Source organism: Sporosarcina sp. BP05, from assembly GCF_014282005.1.
Classification (GTDB): domain Bacteria; phylum Bacillota; class Bacilli; order Bacillales_A; family Planococcaceae; genus Sporosarcina.
Map to the genome: position 1 here is coordinate 184,178 of NZ_JACFTD010000008.1, position 16,246 is coordinate 200,423.

General features: G+C 43.1%; 17 protein-coding genes and 1 pseudogene. 12 read left to right on the forward strand and 6 right to left on the reverse strand.

Annotated elements, in window-relative coordinates:
* Positions 1-39 precede the first annotated feature (39 nt).
* Entirely contained in the window at positions 40-1,167 is a 1,128-nt protein-coding gene (locus H2672_RS11875; protein WP_186671568.1) for a CAP domain-containing protein, read from the reverse strand.
* Positions 1,168-1,324: 157 nt separating this feature from the next.
* Here H2672_RS11875 and H2672_RS11880 point away from each other — a divergent pair, with 157 nt between their 5' ends.
* The 4 genes from H2672_RS11880 to H2672_RS11895 all read left to right on the forward strand — a co-directional run bounded on the left by H2672_RS11880 (position 1,325) and on the right by H2672_RS11895 (position 3,653).
* A complete protein-coding gene (locus tag H2672_RS11880) occupies positions 1,325-2,191 on the forward strand; it encodes a putative RNA methyltransferase (protein WP_186671570.1) in 867 nt (288 codons plus the stop codon).
* A 133-nt stretch (positions 2,192-2,324) separates the two neighbouring features.
* Positions 2,325-2,978 carry a pentapeptide repeat-containing protein gene (locus H2672_RS11885; protein WP_186671572.1) on the forward strand — a complete coding sequence of 218 codons (654 nt, stop codon included), beginning with the start codon at positions 2,325-2,327 and terminating at the stop codon, positions 2,976-2,978.
* 43 nt (positions 2,979-3,021) lie between these two features.
* Positions 3,022-3,498 carry a hypothetical protein gene (locus H2672_RS11890; protein WP_186671574.1) on the forward strand — a complete coding sequence of 159 codons (477 nt, stop codon included), beginning with the start codon at positions 3,022-3,024 and terminating at the stop codon, positions 3,496-3,498.
* Complete coding sequence (locus H2672_RS11895; protein ID WP_186671576.1) at positions 3,495-3,653, forward strand: hypothetical protein; 159 nt, start codon at positions 3,495-3,497, stop codon at positions 3,651-3,653. The genes H2672_RS11890 and H2672_RS11895 overlap by 4 nt, the downstream gene beginning before the upstream one ends.
* 261 nt (positions 3,654-3,914) lie before the next feature.
* On the opposite strand, the gene H2672_RS11900 is transcribed toward H2672_RS11895, so the two are convergent.
* The 4 genes from H2672_RS11900 to H2672_RS11915 all read right to left on the reverse strand — a co-directional run bounded on the left by H2672_RS11900 (position 3,915) and on the right by H2672_RS11915 (position 8,290).
* On the reverse strand, positions 3,915-6,053 hold the full coding sequence (locus H2672_RS11900; RefSeq protein WP_186671578.1) for an MMPL family transporter: 2,139 nt from the start codon (positions 6,051-6,053) through the stop codon (positions 3,915-3,917).
* Between the two features lie 247 nt (positions 6,054-6,300).
* Positions 6,301-6,501, reverse strand: a complete 201-nt coding sequence (locus tag H2672_RS11905) for a cold-shock protein (RefSeq protein ID WP_067205063.1) — start codon at positions 6,499-6,501, stop codon at positions 6,301-6,303.
* A 158-nt stretch (positions 6,502-6,659) separates the two neighbouring features.
* Positions 6,660-7,658, reverse strand: coding sequence for an inorganic phosphate transporter (locus H2672_RS11910; RefSeq protein ID WP_186671580.1), 999 nt, complete (start codon positions 7,656-7,658; stop codon positions 6,660-6,662).
* Between the two features lie 11 nt (positions 7,659-7,669).
* On the reverse strand, positions 7,670-8,290 hold the full coding sequence (locus tag H2672_RS11915; protein WP_186671582.1) for a DUF47 domain-containing protein: 621 nt from the start codon (positions 8,288-8,290) through the stop codon (positions 7,670-7,672).
* 481 nt (positions 8,291-8,771) lie between these two features.
* Here H2672_RS11915 and H2672_RS11920 point away from each other — a divergent pair, with 481 nt between their 5' ends.
* Positions 8,772-9,305, forward strand: a complete 534-nt coding sequence (locus H2672_RS11920) for an NfeD family membrane protein (RefSeq protein WP_186671584.1) — start codon at positions 8,772-8,774, stop codon at positions 9,303-9,305.
* A 17-nt stretch (positions 9,306-9,322) separates the two neighbouring features.
* Positions 9,323-10,888: a flotillin lipid rafts scaffold protein FloT gene (locus tag H2672_RS11925; protein ID WP_186671586.1), complete on the forward strand. Its 1,566-nt coding sequence runs from the start codon at positions 9,323-9,325 to the stop codon at positions 10,886-10,888.
* A gap of 49 nt (positions 10,889-10,937) precedes the next feature.
* Here the strand turns inward: H2672_RS11925 and H2672_RS11930 are convergent, their stop codons facing one another.
* Positions 10,938-11,210: a hypothetical protein gene (locus tag H2672_RS11930; RefSeq protein WP_186671588.1), complete on the reverse strand. Its 273-nt coding sequence runs from the start codon at positions 11,208-11,210 to the stop codon at positions 10,938-10,940.
* Positions 11,211-11,342: 132 nt separating this feature from the next.
* On the opposite strand from H2672_RS11930, the gene H2672_RS11935 reads away from it, so the two are divergent.
* From H2672_RS11935 to H2672_RS11960, 6 genes and pseudogenes are all read left to right on the forward strand, one after another.
* Positions 11,343-12,041: an ABC transporter ATP-binding protein gene (locus H2672_RS11935; RefSeq protein ID WP_186671590.1), complete on the forward strand. Its 699-nt coding sequence runs from the start codon at positions 11,343-11,345 to the stop codon at positions 12,039-12,041.
* Positions 12,031-13,317: an ABC transporter permease gene (locus H2672_RS11940; RefSeq protein ID WP_186671592.1), complete on the forward strand. Its 1,287-nt coding sequence runs from the start codon at positions 12,031-12,033 to the stop codon at positions 13,315-13,317. The genes H2672_RS11935 and H2672_RS11940 overlap by 11 nt, the downstream gene beginning before the upstream one ends.
* A 116-nt stretch (positions 13,318-13,433) precedes the next feature.
* Positions 13,434-13,619, forward strand: a pseudogene (locus tag H2672_RS11945) (HD-GYP domain-containing protein); the annotation flags it as partial.
* Positions 13,620-13,739: 120 nt separating this feature from the next.
* The gene (locus H2672_RS11950; protein WP_186671596.1) at positions 13,740-14,204 is read left to right on the forward strand and encodes an NUDIX hydrolase; all 465 of its coding nucleotides are present in this window, start codon (positions 13,740-13,742) and stop codon (positions 14,202-14,204) included.
* A 33-nt stretch (positions 14,205-14,237) separates the two neighbouring features.
* The gene (fumC, locus tag H2672_RS11955) at positions 14,238-15,620 is read left to right on the forward strand and encodes a class II fumarate hydratase (protein WP_186671598.1); all 1,383 of its coding nucleotides are present in this window, start codon (positions 14,238-14,240) and stop codon (positions 15,618-15,620) included.
* A 95-nt stretch (positions 15,621-15,715) separates the two neighbouring features.
* A complete protein-coding gene (locus H2672_RS11960; RefSeq protein WP_186671600.1) occupies positions 15,716-16,216 on the forward strand; it encodes a PCYCGC motif-containing (lipo)protein in 501 nt (166 codons plus the stop codon).
* Positions 16,217-16,246 lie beyond the last annotated feature (30 nt).

Sequence of the window (16,246 nt, forward strand, 5' to 3'; positions counted from 1 at the left end):
CACCCGCCCAACTAATCAATCAATCACCATAACCTAGCCCTATTTCAACAAAAAGTTTTCCGTATAGTAAGGCTGCAATTTTTCATTGAACGAAACGCCTGTACCAAGGTGGCTGTAAGTATCCAACAAAATGTTCTCACGGTGCCCCTCGGAATTCATAAGGCCTTCATGTGCAAAAATACTGCTTGATTGGCCATACGCCAGGTTTTCACCCGCTCCCCGGAAACTGACGCCGTCATCTTTCATTCGGTCGAACGGGGATTTGCCTTGCTTGTTCTCATGGCTGAAATAATCATTATCTGCCATGTCGGCACTGTGTTTACGTGCTGTACCTGCTACGTTTGACTCCCATTTTAGGATAGAAAGCCCGTGACGGACACGCGCTGCATTCGTTAAGTCGAAAAGTTGTTGTTCGAAACCGTTTCGTAAGTTTGCATCACCGCCGGCATAGATGCCGGTTTTTTTCTTTTCCAGTGAATCGTTAATTAGCTGAATGGCTGTGACTTCGTCATTTTGATGCAAATCATAAAAAACGTAAGTGTAGGTGTCGCCTGATTTAAAGACGTCGAAACCTTCACTTTCTTGGAGCATGAAAATGTTCAACCCTTTTCGGATTTCTGTAATCGGTTCGCCGAATGTTTCGCGCACAGTCGATTTCAGAGAACCGTATTTGATGCCAGTAGTTGATGAAATGAGGTCATCATTTGTATAAATGGCGTTCACTGTCTGTTTTTCATCGAATGAAACCATGACGAAGTTTTGATAGCCATCGTGATAAGTAAACCATTCGGTACCGTATTCGTTCATGGAATGACTTTTTGGCTCCCCAAGTTCGGTTGTCACTTTTTCTTGTGGGCTACCGAGTTCGATATTGTGGATTGAGACCTGCGTTTTTACGGGTTTATTCAACACTGGTTTTTCTGCAATAGGGATAGATTCTTCGATTTCAGCTGTCTTTGAAGTTAAGTAAGATAGCGCTTTATCTATGGTGTTGCTAATGGAATGGATTGCTGTGTCGAGGGATTCTTTCGTCAAAAGAGTATCGATTTTTTCGTCAACGGGTTCAAGAAATGAGATGTCGACATATTGTGAGACTGGTTCTTCCCAGTACGGTTTTGTGAAAAAAAGTGCAACAATGAAAAGGATGAATAGGAATAATCGTTTCATGGAATCGCCTCCTACTTGCTATTGTAACCCCTTGGGACTAGTTGAATACAGTAAGAAGGTGTTTTGTGTGACGGTATAAACTGGGTTCGCTCCATTTCCAGTACTCAGCGAAAAGCTGTATACTAATAGAACAACAGATGAACGGAGTTTTCAACGTATGACTATATCTAAAAAAATGTTCAATGCACAAGTGATGGAAAACAACTCTCATGTATTCAGATGCCCAATCTGCGCGTCAGGAATGGTTATGGTGGACAAGTCACGGCTCGTTTGCACAGATAATCACTCATTCGATTTATCGAAAAATGGCTATGTTAACTTGGCTCCGCAGGCACATGTGACGAAGTACGATAAATCGCTGTTTGAAGCACGGAAAACGGTAATGAGCAGCGGGTTTTTTAATCAGGTTCTGGAGTTTATTACACATAAAGTCCATGCGCATATAGAAGGACGGGAGCAGGCTTTCATCCTGGACGCGGGTTGCGGGGAAGGCACGCACTTGTCGGCAATTCTTTCACAATTGCCGGGCAAAACAACTGGGGTAGGCATTGATCTCGCGAAAGAGGGAATTACTGCGGCAACGAAAGAGTATCCAGGCTCAATTTGGGGCGTCGCAGACCTGGCAAACTGTCCGTTTCAAGAAGGCCAATTCGACGTTATTTTAAATATTTTATCGCCGGCGAATTACGCAGAGTTTACACGTATTCTGAAACCGGATGGATTATTCGTGAAAGCAGTACCGGAAAGCGGTTATCTAAAGGAGTTACGAGCAATCTTTTATGACGATGAAGAACGCATAGATGATACGGATCCCGTCACGCGCTTCGCGCAACATTATGATGCTGTCAAGACGGAACGGATTACGTATGTCTTTCCATTACCGGCTGGGCTTCTTGCACCGCTTATCCGCATGACGCCGCTCACATGGGGCGCTAGTGAGGAAAAGATTGAAGAGGCGCTAGCGATGGATATACAGAGCATAACAATCGATTTCACCGTCATTTCAGGCGTGAAAAGGGTTTAGTAGAGAAAGGGGCGAGGAAGATGTTTGGTGGAATTAGCGGTGTTCCAAGCTGGTTTTATATTCTCGCGATTGCGGTTATTATTATTTTTATTATTATAACGGAATGGAAAACACGCTAAAGGGGGACTCATTCATGACTAAAAAAAAGGTTAGTAAACGACAGAAACCGAAATTATCCGTAGCCCATAAGGCCATGCGGGTGGAAGCGATTCTCGATAATGAAGGATACATTGAAAAAGTCCGCATTGACGGTGGCCATATGACCGGTGCGGAAGGTGAACGACTGACTTTCGATGATGTGATCTTTAAGGATGTATCGTTTGCAGGAAGTGATTTGGCAGGAGCGGAATTTGTTGATGTCGTGTTTGATACATGCGATTTATCCAATGTTAATTTTCAGGGTGCCATGTTCCACAGATGTGAAATCGTAAATTCGAAACTGACAGGTGCGGACTTTGCGAACGCGAAAGTGGGGCACACGCTACTCAAGGAATGTGACGGGCGCTACATTAACTTCAGCTTCTCCAGCATGAAGGAAGTCGAGTTTGCTGAGTGTAATTTAACAGATGGTGATATTTATGAAAGCTCATTTAATAACGTGCAATTTAAGGTATGTAAGCTTGATAATATCAATTTCACCGAAACGGACTTGAACGGCGTTGACTTGTCGGATAGTACATATGACTGGATTGAGGTCACGCTGCCGAAAATTGCCGGCTGTATTGTGTCAAAAGATCAGGCAATTGGGTTCGCGCGTGTGCTGGGGTTATCCGTAAAAGAAGAATAATGGTATACTTAAACGAAATCAGAGTGGAAAAGAGTGGACATATATGTTGACGTTTGAAGAGAAACAACAGATCATCGAAACAATTCCCGAACTTACACGTAAAGACGTGTCAATGAAACGGGTCAACTATCATTTTGAAGAGAGCTTATATGAAAAAACAGTCGTCGTTCAGCACTTACATCCGAACGGTAACGGTTTTATCTATGTAGCAGGAATTCCTGGATACGATGCGGATGAACGTGGTCTGGTCAATATCCGTGAAGCTTCAGAAGAGGAACTGCGGAAAATCATTGCAGATTCTATCAAGGCTTTATCTGAAGGTGCGCCTGAACCGCAGGCTATTGTACAAAGGTTTGTGAACAATGAAGGTGAAGAGCTGATCCTTATGGAAGAGCAAGGCTTCTGGAACTTGTATCACGGCTTGAATCTTGAAGAAAGTTTCGGTGATTATAACGAAGCAGACGTCTATTTGATTGAAGAGGAATTCGTAAGAGCCAAAGACGAGGATGATGCTGAATGAAAGGCAAAACCCTCGTCATCGGCCTCATCCTATTCATACTAGTAAGCATTGTAGCTGTTTATTTCGCGATGCAGGCAACAATTAATAATATGGAAAATGGGATGGCGCCACTTGTGACGGTTGTTGAATTGATAGAAGAAGTTGATTATCGTTAAATTAAAAAGCGCACCAGGGATTTTAATCCTTGGTGCGCTTTTTCTTATGCTAAGAAAGTATACGTTTTTTCCACCGGGGTCGGTGTCTAGCTCCAGCGGTCAGATGGCTTGGGTCATAAGCAATCCAGCTATGTGGCAAAGAGCGCCACGTCGTGCCTGCAAGGATGCAGGCATGCAGTCGTTGCGACAGGAAGTCGCGAACTTAGACTGCCTTCCTTTATCACTTATGCCCATCACGTCTAAACGGCGCTTCCGCTTTTCTTAGTGCCAATTCCCAGGTTTATAGGTTCCTTTTCTAAACGGTAGCCACCAGTTCCATTTGCCGAACAGTTTCATTAGGCTTGGAACGAGTAACAGTCGGATAATCGTTGCGTCGATGGCGACTGCAATTGCGATACCAACACCAATCTGTTTCACCGGCATAACGTCCGTAAAGGCGAATGCCCCCGTTAGGACAATCATGATGAGTGCTGCAGAAGTAATGATTTTACTTGTTGACGCAAGCCCTTCGACTGTTGAATGATCATTATCTAGCGTCTTCGCATACTCTTCCTGCATCCTCGAGATAAGGAACACTTCGTAGTCCATGCTTAGTCCAAAGACAAGACTAAAGATGATGACGGGAATGATGAGTGCAATCGTGCCCTCTTCTAATCCAAAATGTCCATATTGGAAAATATAGACGAGAATTCCGAATGTCCCAGCTAATCCGACGATGTTCATGAGAATTGCTTTAATCGGAATTAAAATTGATCTGAAAGCAATCATTAGGATGAAGAACGTCGATACGACGATGACCAGGAGAACGTACAGAACCTTATCGAAGATTTCATCGAAAATTTCCTGATTGAACTTAGGTTGACCGCCGATGGATAAGTTCCACTCTGTTTGCTTGTCGGACCAGTCTCGCGCCCAATCTTGTGCGGCGTCTGAACTGCCGTTCGCCCCAATCGTTACGGGGATCATTAGCTTATCATCCTTTACAAACGTTTCAATAAGAGGGGTTAGCCCAGCAGCTAAATCAGGCACCAGCATCGCTTGCTCCCATTGTTTTACGGAATCGATGTCACTTGCGGTGAAAATCGTCGTTACTTGATCCACAAGTGGATCGTTTGAAAGTTCTTTTTCAAGTGCTTTCATGGATTGGAGACCTTTTTCATCCTCCCAGCCATCCACACGTTCTGCAATGACATAGACAGCCGCCTGGTCAGCTAGACCAAACTCTCTATCAATCAATTCAAAAGCTTGACGGGTATCATAAGACTTTGGCAATGAATCAATTGCTGGAATTGATAAATCCATATTTTTCACAGGAATTATTGCGATACCGAGTAGGATAAACGCAACGATTGTTATCATAACGGGACGCTTAATAACAGCGTGGGCAAATTTGCGCCATCCGTTCGCTTCACCCGACTTTTCTTTCAATAGCTGCCATTTATTAATCCGATCACCAAGAGCGATAAGTACGGACGGTAACAGGGTAATAGATGCGAGAACAGCCATTGCGACGACAATCATTCCACCGATTGCGATGTTCTGGAAAATTTCGACCTGGATCAGCATCATTGCGCCGAGTCCGATGAACACACAGAAGGCGGAAAAGATGACGGATCTTCCTGCTGTTCGAATCGTAGTGGAGATAGCTTCGTTCATATCGCTCTTTTTGCGTTCTTCACGATACCGGCTGATGAACAACAAAGCGAAGTCGATACTAAGCGCAAGCCCAAGCCCAAGCATCGGGATGATGTTCAAGACAAAAATGGACAGGTCCATTTTTCCACCAAGAATGGCCAATACACCGAATGAGGATACGACAGTCACAATACCAATAATTAACGGTACGAATGAAGCGACGACAGTTCCGAAAGCGAAAAGAAGTATAATAATCGCGATTGGTAACCCAATTGCCTCAGCCGTCATCAAGTCACGTTGGCTGGCAGTGTTAATATCCTTTGAGATAGCGGAAGCACCTGTAAGTGTAATTCCTTTTTCATTACCGACGGCCTCGCGGATATCCGTGACGATGGCAGACATATCTTTGTCTTGATTATCAAAATGAAGAAGTGCGTAAGAAGCGCCTTCTTTGTATTGTGGGTCGTTGTCTAGTGGTGATACGATTTCTGAAGCAACCTTAAGGTTATCTACTTTAATGAGAGTAGATTCAATTTTGTCATCGGGAACATTGTCAAAAACCATGAACATGGTTTCTGCAGGCATGCCGAATTCATCGGACACGATATTCATGACGGCAGCGTGCTCGCCATCGATTTTGAAGCCGTCTCCTTCAAGAAGTCCTGGCAACTTAATCGCGAAAAACGTCAATACTACGAAGATTGCAATCCATGCAAAGATGATATATTTATGTGCGCTTGTTACAAAACGCGCAAGTGTGTGCATACAATCATTCCTTTCTGTGTATAGATTGACTCTATTCTTCTATAGTAACGGAAAATGATGGGAATGTCTTTTATCGAAGGAGGATGGGGGAGTTAGTCATGGCAATAGGCGTTAAAGTCATGGTCCGGCCGAAGTTAGTCATGACAATGCGGGCTACTCAGCGGAAATCGCTATGCGACTGTGGCAAAAGTGGACGAAGAAAAAAGCCATCCCCCGAAGGGAATGGCTTTTGAATGGTTAATTCAAATTAGTTTTTGTTAACGTTTGTAGCTTGAAGACCGCGTTGGCCTTGCTCGATTTCAAACGTAACATCTTGACCTTCTTCAAGAGACTTGAAGCCTTCTCCTTGAATAGCTGAGAAGTGTACGAATACGTCGTCTCCGTCTTCGCGTTCGATGAAGCCAAATCCTTTTTCTGCGTTAAACCATTTCACTTTACCTTGTTCCATGTGTGTTTCCTCCTCGTATGCTTTGTGCATACATTGTATTACTATCCTTGCTCAAGTCTTGAAGCGGTCAAGATTTATTCGAGACCATCATGCCGAACAAAAATAATTCTTCTTTATCATAACAGGGATATTAGGACATTGCAAGGGAAATGTTTGAATTAAAAAAACAAGTTAAGAACTTGATAGACAATCGCAGCGATTAATGCTGAAATCGGTAATGTAATAATCCATGTGATAACGATCTTTTTAGCCATGCCCCAATTGACGCCTTTCACACGCTGGGCCGAGCCTACACCCATTATTGCAGACGAAATAACATGTGTTGTACTGACAGGTAAATGGATAAGCGTTGCGCCGAAAATGATTGCAGCAGATGATAAATCAGCTGCAATTCCGTTCACAGGACGAATCTTCATTATTTTACCGCCGACTGTTTTTATGATTTTATAGCCACCGATGGAAGTTCCAAGACCCATCGCAGTTGCCGCAGCAATCCGGACCCAAAGTTGAATATCATCTGAAGTCTGCATTTCTGCCGCGATAAGTGCCATTGTAATAATCCCCATCGCTTTTTGCGCATCGTTCGTACCGTGTGTGAACGATTGAAGCGCCGCTGTTCCGATTTGCATATAGCGAATTCGTTTATTTGTCTTGAATAAATTCCTGTTCTTCAAAGTCACTTTGAATATGGACATCACAAGGAAGCCGCCTGCAAGTGCGATGAATGGAGAAATGAGGAGCGCCTGTAATATTTTTATGAAACCACTGTAATTTAAAATGCCAAAACCTGCCGCTGAGATAGCTGCACCAGCGATTGACCCAATTAATGCATGGGATGAACTGGATGGGATTCCAAAATACCAGGTAATCAAATTCCACAAAATAGCGGAAGTTAATGCGGCCAAGATGACAAGCGAACCATTTTCAAGAACAAATGGATCGACAATGTCTTTAGAAATTGTCTTTGCGACACCTGTAAATGTTAACGCTCCGACGAAATTCATTGTAGCTGCCATTAAAATAGCGGTACGCGGTTTCAGCGCGCGGGTCGAAACGGATGTTGCAATTGCATTCGCCGTGTCATGGAAGCCATTGATAAAGTCGAAAGCGAGTGCGAAAACGACGACTAGGATGGTAAGGAGAAGTATTGTATCCATTAGGCTCCCCCTTATGCGTTACGCATAATAATTGTTTCGATTGTGTTGGCAACGTTCTGGCAATAATCGGCGATATCTTCTAGTTGTTCGTAAATGTCTTTGAGCTGGATGATACGGATTGGATCTTTTTCGTTAATGAAGAGTTGTTTGACGGATGTACGGTGAATTTCATCACAAATTCGTTCGTATTCTTTAATGAGAACCGCATGATCATGCATCGCTTCAAGTTTCTTTCTTGCGAGTAATTTCATCGCTTTAACAATTTCGTCTGTACTTTTAACAATATTCTCCATGAACATCTGTACATATTCATCTATTTCGGTTAGCGAAAACATTTCAAGATGAGCTGCAAAACTTTCGATGCCATCGAGAACATCGTCCATTTTAATGGCCAAATTCATAATATCTTCTCGTTCAATTGGTGTCATAAATGATTTATTAAGCTTTATAATGAGATCGTGAATTAGCGTATCGCCTTCTGTCTCGTAATTTTTGAGCTTAATGCTTACTTCTTTCAAATCATCGACATTGACTACTTTAAAGTCGTTTGCGTAATGGACTGCTTCTTGTACATTTTCAGCAATCGTTAACAGTGCTGTGAAAAAAGGATCAGGTTTACGTTGGCTAAACATTGTTGTGCCTCCATCCAAATAGGGGGAATAATTTTTAATAATCCCATCATAGCAAAAATAATTTAAGATACCTACAAAATTCGACGAAATCCGCACGGGATTTACACAATCTTTACAAAGGGGTAATCGGTATAAATAAAGTGACATTTGTCATGAGGGAAAGGTCACGGAATATATTCCACAGCATACCCACAAACTCAGTAAAATTAACGTAAGAGGTGAGGGTATGTTGAAATTAGAAAATTTGTCTGCACGCGTTAATCGGAAACTTTGGCTAAATAGTATCAATCTAGAAATTGAAGCAGGGTAATATTACTACCCAGGAAACCACTAGGATAGAAAATGAAATTCACATTGCCAGGAAAAACGGTTTGATTCATGTGGAGTGAATTTGGGAATTAATTTTCAGTAAATTGAAACTTTCGGGATAATGGGACGTATATATAGGTGAGACAAAAAAGGTGGAAGTGGGGGTGTTGAAATGGAACTGTTCGGGATGCCAATTGTGCAAGTATATTTAGTTGCGCTGATCATCGCCGGTCTAGCGACGTTATTGTATATCTTATTTAGTGATATGGCGGAAGGAATCGGCGAAGTTAGTCCATTCTTAGATCCAGCGGTTGTACTTGCATTCATAACATTTGTAGCTGCTTGCGGTTATATATTGGAGCTTGTAACAACGTGGAACAGTGGCCTTATTCTAGTCATTGCACTTGTCACTGCTTTTGTACTCGATCTTCTATTATACTTATTCGTCCTGCTTCCACTGAAATCGGCGGAAGTGTCGCTCGCGTATACGGATGAGTCGCTGATGGGTCGTGTTGGGAAAGTGATTGTGCCTGTTCCAGTTGATGGATTCGGTGAAATTGTTATCGAATCGGTGAATGGCATGATTTCTAAGAGGGCAGTAGGGTATGAGAACACGGCAATTGAGTACGGAAAAGAAGTATTGATCATTGAAGTGAAAGATGGAACATTCATCGTTAAAGAGTATGAACCATTCCGCTTCAACTAAAAAAGGGGGAAAAACAGATGGAAATTTGGATTGCACTTGGAGTAGTTGCGTTTGTTTTACTAGCACTGGTTCTCGTCTTCATCACAAAGTACCGCACAGTTGGACCAGATGAAGCACTAATCGTGACAGGAAGTTATCTAGGTTCTAAAAATGTACATAAGGATGATTCGGGCAATCGTATTAAGATCATCCGGGGCGGAGGGACGTTCCTGTTGCCAGTATTCCAACAAGCGGCACCACTTAGCCTGTTGTCGAGTAAGCTTGAGGTTACAACGCCGGAAGTCTACACGGAGCAAGGTGTTCCTGTTATGGCGGATGGAACGGCAATCATTAAAATCGGCGGTTCGATCATAGAGATCGCAACAGCTGCTGAACAATTTTTGGGGAAATCAAAAGCTGATCGTGAAAATGAAGCAAAAGAAGTATTGGAAGGTCATTTGCGCTCGATTCTTGGTTCAATGACAGTAGAAGAAATTTATAAAAATCGCGATATGTTTTCTCAAGAAGTGCAGCGTGTTGCTTCACAGGATCTTTCAAAAATGGGACTCATCATCGTTTCATTTACAATTAAAGATGTACGCGATAAAAACGGCTATCTTGATTCACTCGGGAAACCACGTATCGCACAAGTGAAGCGTGATGCGGATATCGCGACAGTTGAAGCCGAGAAAGAAACGCGTATAAAAAATGCAGAAGCATCTAAAGAAGCACAAAAAGCAGAAATTGAACGTGCAACTGAAATTGCGGAAGCTGAAAAAGAAAATCATTTGAAAGTTGCGGATTACCGTCGTGAGCAGGACGTTGCGAAAGCGCGTGCCGACCAAGCATACGAACTTCAAACGGCGGTTTCTAAACAGGAAGTCATGGAACAAGAAATGCAAGTTCGCATTATTGAACGTCAAAAGCAAATTGAACTTGAAGAGAAAGAGATTCTGCGTCGTGAGAAGCAATATGATTCTGAAGTTAAGAAAAAAGCTGACGCAGACCGCTATGCAATCGAACAAAATGCAGAAGCTCAAAAATCCAAACAAATTACAGAAGCCGACGCTGAAAAGTACCGCATTGAAGCACGTGCGTCTGCTGATGCAGAAAAAGTTCGTCTTGATGGGCAGGCGAAAGCCGATTCCCTACGCGCGCAGGGGGAATCAGAAGCGGACATTATCCGTCTGAAAGGTCTTGCAGAAGCAGAAGCGAAACGTAAAATTGCTGAAGCATTCGAGCAGTACGGGCAAGCTGCCATGCTTGATATGATCGTTAAAATGATTCCAGAATATGCGAAGCAAATTGCAAGCCCGCTTGCGAATATCGATAAGATTACTGTTGTCGATACAGGCGGCAGCGGTGAAGGCGGCGGAGCCAATAAAATAACGTCGTACGCGACTAACCTAATGGCAACATTGCAAGAATCATTGAAAGCAACATCAGGCATCGACGTCAAGGAAATGCTTGAAAATTACACGGGCAAAGGCAATATCCGCCCAAGTATTGACCAGCTTACAAATGAAATAAAAGCAGCAAATACGAAGCAACCCACACAACAACGGATTGCAGAAAAACAAGCGGCAGCCGACGAAACTAAATAACTTTTAACTAGAAGAGAGTCCTGACGCAACAGTGCGTTTGGGGCTCTTTTTATATGGATAGTATTTGGTATGTAGTTGAATTTTTTGTGCGAAAATGGGGGCAACCGAGCATAAAAAGTTGCGAACCGAGCGTATCCACTGCCAGACCGAGTATAAAAAGTTGCGAACCGAGCATATCCACTGCCAGACCGAGTATAAAAAGTTGCGAACCGAGCATATCCACCGCCATACCGAGCATAAAAAGTTGCGAACCGAGCATATCCACCGCCATACCGAGCATAAAAAGTTGCGAACCGAGCATATCCACCGCCATACCAAGCAAATAAAATTAAGAACCAATCATAACCCCTTAATTCACTCCAAATAACTTAAGAAATTCTTCATTATTATCCTCACAAACCCTTAAGATTCTTCCCTTACAATGAAGGAAGTAAAGAAAGTTGGAGGGGAACACATGATTAGTGTACGTAATTTAAATCATTCATTCAAAATTGGCAAGAAAGGTAAAGAGAAGCAGGTTCCAGTACTGAAAGGGTTGACGTTCGATGTTGCAGATGGCGAAATCGTATCGATAGTCGGAAAAAGTGGTTCGGGTAAATCAACGCTTCTTCATATTATGGCAGGATTTCTGACGCCGGAAAGTGGAGAAATCAGCGTGCAAGGCATACAGACATCTTTGTTCAAAGAAGTAGAAAGTGCGAAGTTTCGATTAGATCATTTTGGTTTCGTCTTTCAAAACTTCCAACTAATGCCTGGATTGACGGCGTTTGAAAATGTTGAGCTGCCACTGACGTTGAAGGGCATCAACAAAAGTGAGCGACAGAAGAAAGTAAAGGACCTTATGCAGAGCGTTGGACTAACGGATGTACAAGACCATTATCCAAATGAATTATCGGGAGGTCAGCAACAGCGTGTCAGCATTGCGCGTGCGCTTATAACGGATCCGCCAATTATTTTTGCCGATGAACCGACAGGTAGCCTTGACTCGGAAACGGAACAGGACGTTCTTTTGCTCATCCAGTCGCTTAATAAAACAAGGGGAATCACATTCGTCATCATTACACACGACGATGAAGTGGCGCAAACAGCGAATCGTGTATACAGAATGCACGACGGCGTATTAACGGAAGGCGGTGCTCATCATGCAATTTAAAGACCAGATTAGTTTCGTAGGGCAACATATCAAGAAAAATAAAATGCGTGTCTTTATGACAGTGCTTGCGGCCACGATGGGAACAGCTTTCTTAATTGTGCTCGCGTCAGTTGGATTCGGCCTGCACGAAACGATTCGGGGAGAGGTTTTATCGAACCGACTTGTGACACAAATTGAAGTATTCTCAAGTGAGATGGACGAAGAGAAAGTTGCTGAGCTGAAGAAAAGGGATCATGTAAAAGCAGTTGTATTCCGTCAAAATATAGGGACGGAACAGCAGTCTTCAATTGGTAACTTTACTGGGAATAATCCTCTTATTGTGACGGATTTTATAGAAGAAGAGAAAGCGAACTTTGAGCTTCAGGAAGGGCGTTTACCTGAAAAGGCAAATGAAGTCATCGTTGGAAGCAATTTTGCTGAATACCTAATGAATCAACAAGATGAGAACGAAGATGGTGAATTTACTACGTATGATGGCAAATTAATTGGTGAACAGTTCATCTATCAAGTTGGTGACAATGAAGGTGAATTGATTGAAGATGAAATGATGCTCACGATAGTTGGTATCGGAAAGAAACCAGCGAAAGATTGGGAGCAAGATCAAAAAATATACGCTGACGCATCTATCATTCCAGAGTTAGAGAAAATCTATTATACACATGTGGACAAGCCGGCAGATGATCATTCAGACGCAGAGCAATTATTTTATGGCAATGTAAACGTCTATGCGGATAAATTAGAAAATGTGAAAGCAATCTCTACTGCATTAAAAGACGATGGATATAATGTGTATTCCATATCCGATGAACTGGACAAATTAGATGTCTTTTTCTTGGCACTAAAAGCGGGGCTCGTATTTGTTGGGACAATCGCAATCTTAATCTCATCTATCGGGATTTTCAATACGATGACAATGGCAGTAACAGAGCGGACGCGTGAAATTGGTGTTATGAAAGCAATTGGTGCGGATCCGAAATTAATCCAACGACTATTCCTGATGGAAAGTGCGTGGATTGGTATTGTTGGGACGGTTCTTGCAGTTGTTATTTCCTATGGGGTGAGCATGGTGTCGAATTACGTGCTGCCAATCATTGTTACGGCGGCGCTCGGTGAAGAGGATTTTGGAGATATGACTGTTACGTTCTCCGTCATACCCTGGCAACTTGTCGTTATTGCTTCCACAATCAGCATAGGCGTCGCAATGATTTCAGGATGGCGACCAGCGCGTAAAGCGACGAAAATTGATGTCATAAATGCGCTGAGACAGGAACTCTAATCTACATTGTTTTGCGTCAATCGGGTAAAGGTATATGAAAAATTGGTGCGTTTTGTTATAATATCAATATTCAGATATCAGTTGGTAGTCATATGCCTTAACCCGGGAAACTAACAGCTGAAGAGTGGGGAATTATGAAGACCCATACGACAGAAGGTGCAAAGACTATGCGAGAGCATACAGTCGAATGGCTAGAATATACTGCTTTCATTGTCGAACAACATCATGAAAGACACGATAGAAAAGGCTATCCATGCGGCCATAAAGGCAGTGAGATTGCACTGGAATCGGCCATTGAATAGGTTATTCATGCATTTATTAAAACATTAAAGAACAACCAATTCAATTGGAAATGAAAAATGGAGAAAGACTCGGGAAACCGGGTCTTTTCTATATAAAAAAAGCCAAAAGGGGAAAGTTAAATGGATTATATTCAAACAATGAGGCAAATGATTGGTAAGGAATCACTACTTACGGTAGGTTGCGGCGTCATTATTACTTATTTGGATAAAATCCTACTCCAACAACGTACAGATGAGGATAACTGGTGTATTCCAGGCGGCGTAATGGAACTGGGGGAAACGTTTGAAGAAACAGCAAAAAGGGAGACTTATGAAGAAACAGGATTGATTGTGGAAGATCTTCATCTGTTCGGTCTTTATTCTGGGGAGTCCTGTTTTGTTACGTATCCGAATGGCGATCAGGTATACAGTGTACAAGTTATTTTCCATTCCAAGACATATTCAGGTGAACTGCAACAGGGTGGGGCTGAAATCAAAGCACATCGTTTTTTTGGGAAAGATGAATTACCGGAAAACTTAAACCCTAGGCAAAAAGCGTTCATTCAAGACTGGGCGCATGAAAAAAAGTTGCCAATCATGAGATAATGGAAATACTACTAATCGAGAGGCGGATGAAGAATGGATTATCGTATCGAACACGACACATTTGGTGAAATTAAAGTACCTGCGGACAAGCTATGGGGTGCACAGACGCAGCGCAGTAAACAAAACTTTAAAATTGGTGAAGAGAGAATGCCAATTGGCGTAATCCGTGCATTTGCCCATTTGAAAAAATCAGCCGCAATCGCGAGCCATGCACATGGTGCCCTAACAGAAGCGAAAATGAAGGCAATCTCTGCAGCAGCGGATGAAGTAGTCTCTGGTAGGCTGGATGATCATTTTCCGCTTGTCGTTTGGCAAACAGGAAGCGGTACGCAGTCAAACATGAATATGAACGAAGTGCTCGCACGCCGTGGTAATCAACTTCTTGAAGAGTGGGGCGAAGAAGAGCGTCTTCATCCGAACGATGATGTCAATAAATCACAGAGCTCGAACGACACATTCCCGACAGCGTTGCATGTTGCAGGCGTTGTGGCAGTACAAGAGCAACTTGTACCAGCAATTGGCGTATTGAAAGATACACTTGGCAAGAAATCCGAAGAGTTCATGGATATCATTAAAATCGGCCGTACGCATTTACAAGACGCGACGCCTTTAACACTGGGCCAGGAAATTAGCGGTTGGCACCGGATGCTCGAGAAAACGGAAAAAATGATCGAGGGCAGCGTCGAGTCAATGAAAGAACTTGCAATCGGCGGAACGGCTGTTGGAACGGGTCTTAACGCGCCTACTGGATTTGGCGACCGTGTTGCGGCTGAAATCAGCACAGCGGTGGGAATTGAATTTACCTCCGCGATAAATAAATTCCATTCACTTACGAGCTATGATGAAATTGTTTACGTTCATGGCGCTATCAAAGCGCTTGCGGCAGACCTTATGAAAATTGCTAATGACGTACGCTGGCTGGCAAGTGGACCACGTTCAGGTATTGGTGAAATTACGATTCCAGAGAATGAACCAGGCAGTTCCATCATGCCAGGAAAAGTGAATCCTACACAAAGCGAAGCATTGACAATGGTTGTCGCACAAGTCATGGGGAACGACGCCACAATTGGTTTCGCAGCGAGCCAGGGGAACTTTGAACTGAATGTCTTCAAACCAGTTATCATTTTTAACTTCCTTCAATCTGTGACGTTGTTGAGTGACGCGATGATCAGTTTCAACGACAATTGTGCAGTCGGGATTGAACCGAATCGTGAAGAAATTGATCGTAAAGTTCAAAACTCACTTATGCTCGTGACGGCACTTAATCCTTATATCGGTTACGAAAATGCAGCAAAAATCGCGAAAACTGCACATGCAGAAGGCACTACGCTGAAAGAGGCAGCACTCAAATCAGGCTTGCTGACGGAAGAACAGTTTGACGAGTACGTCGATCCGTCTAAAATGATTGGCAGGTAATCAGCAGTACCATTGTTCACAGAACTGTACTGAATGAAAGTTGGGTTCTCGGTTATGATGAAAGGACAACTACGCGAATAAGGAGATGGCCATAAATGAAAAAGAAATTAATGTTCATCTTGCTTGCGGCGATTCTTGTCCTTTCAGCATGCGGAGAAAAAGCGCAGCCAGGTGAGAAAGAACACGACATGGCCCATGGGGAACAGAAGCATGTGCCAAACGGTGATTTGCAGGAAGTAACGGCCTCTGCTGCTATCCTGCCATCGTTCCTAGATGACAAGTCGGAAGATATGCGTCTTGTCTATCAAATGGCGGGCACTTCAACTGATATTATAAAATGGATGCCATGCTATTGTGGGTGCGGTGAAAGTGCAGGCCATGGCAGCAACTTGAATTGCTTCATCGACGAAGTTCGTGAAGATGGTTCTGTTGTCTGGGATGACCATGGCACGCGCTGCCAAGTTTGTCTTGATATCGCTGTGCAATCTGTAATGATGACGCAAGACGGTAAATCGTTAAAAGAAATCCGTGAATTCATCGATGAAAATTACAGAGAAGGCTACGCGGAACCAACAGATACGCCGATGCCTGCATAATTGAATCGCAAAAAAGCAGACACGCGAATG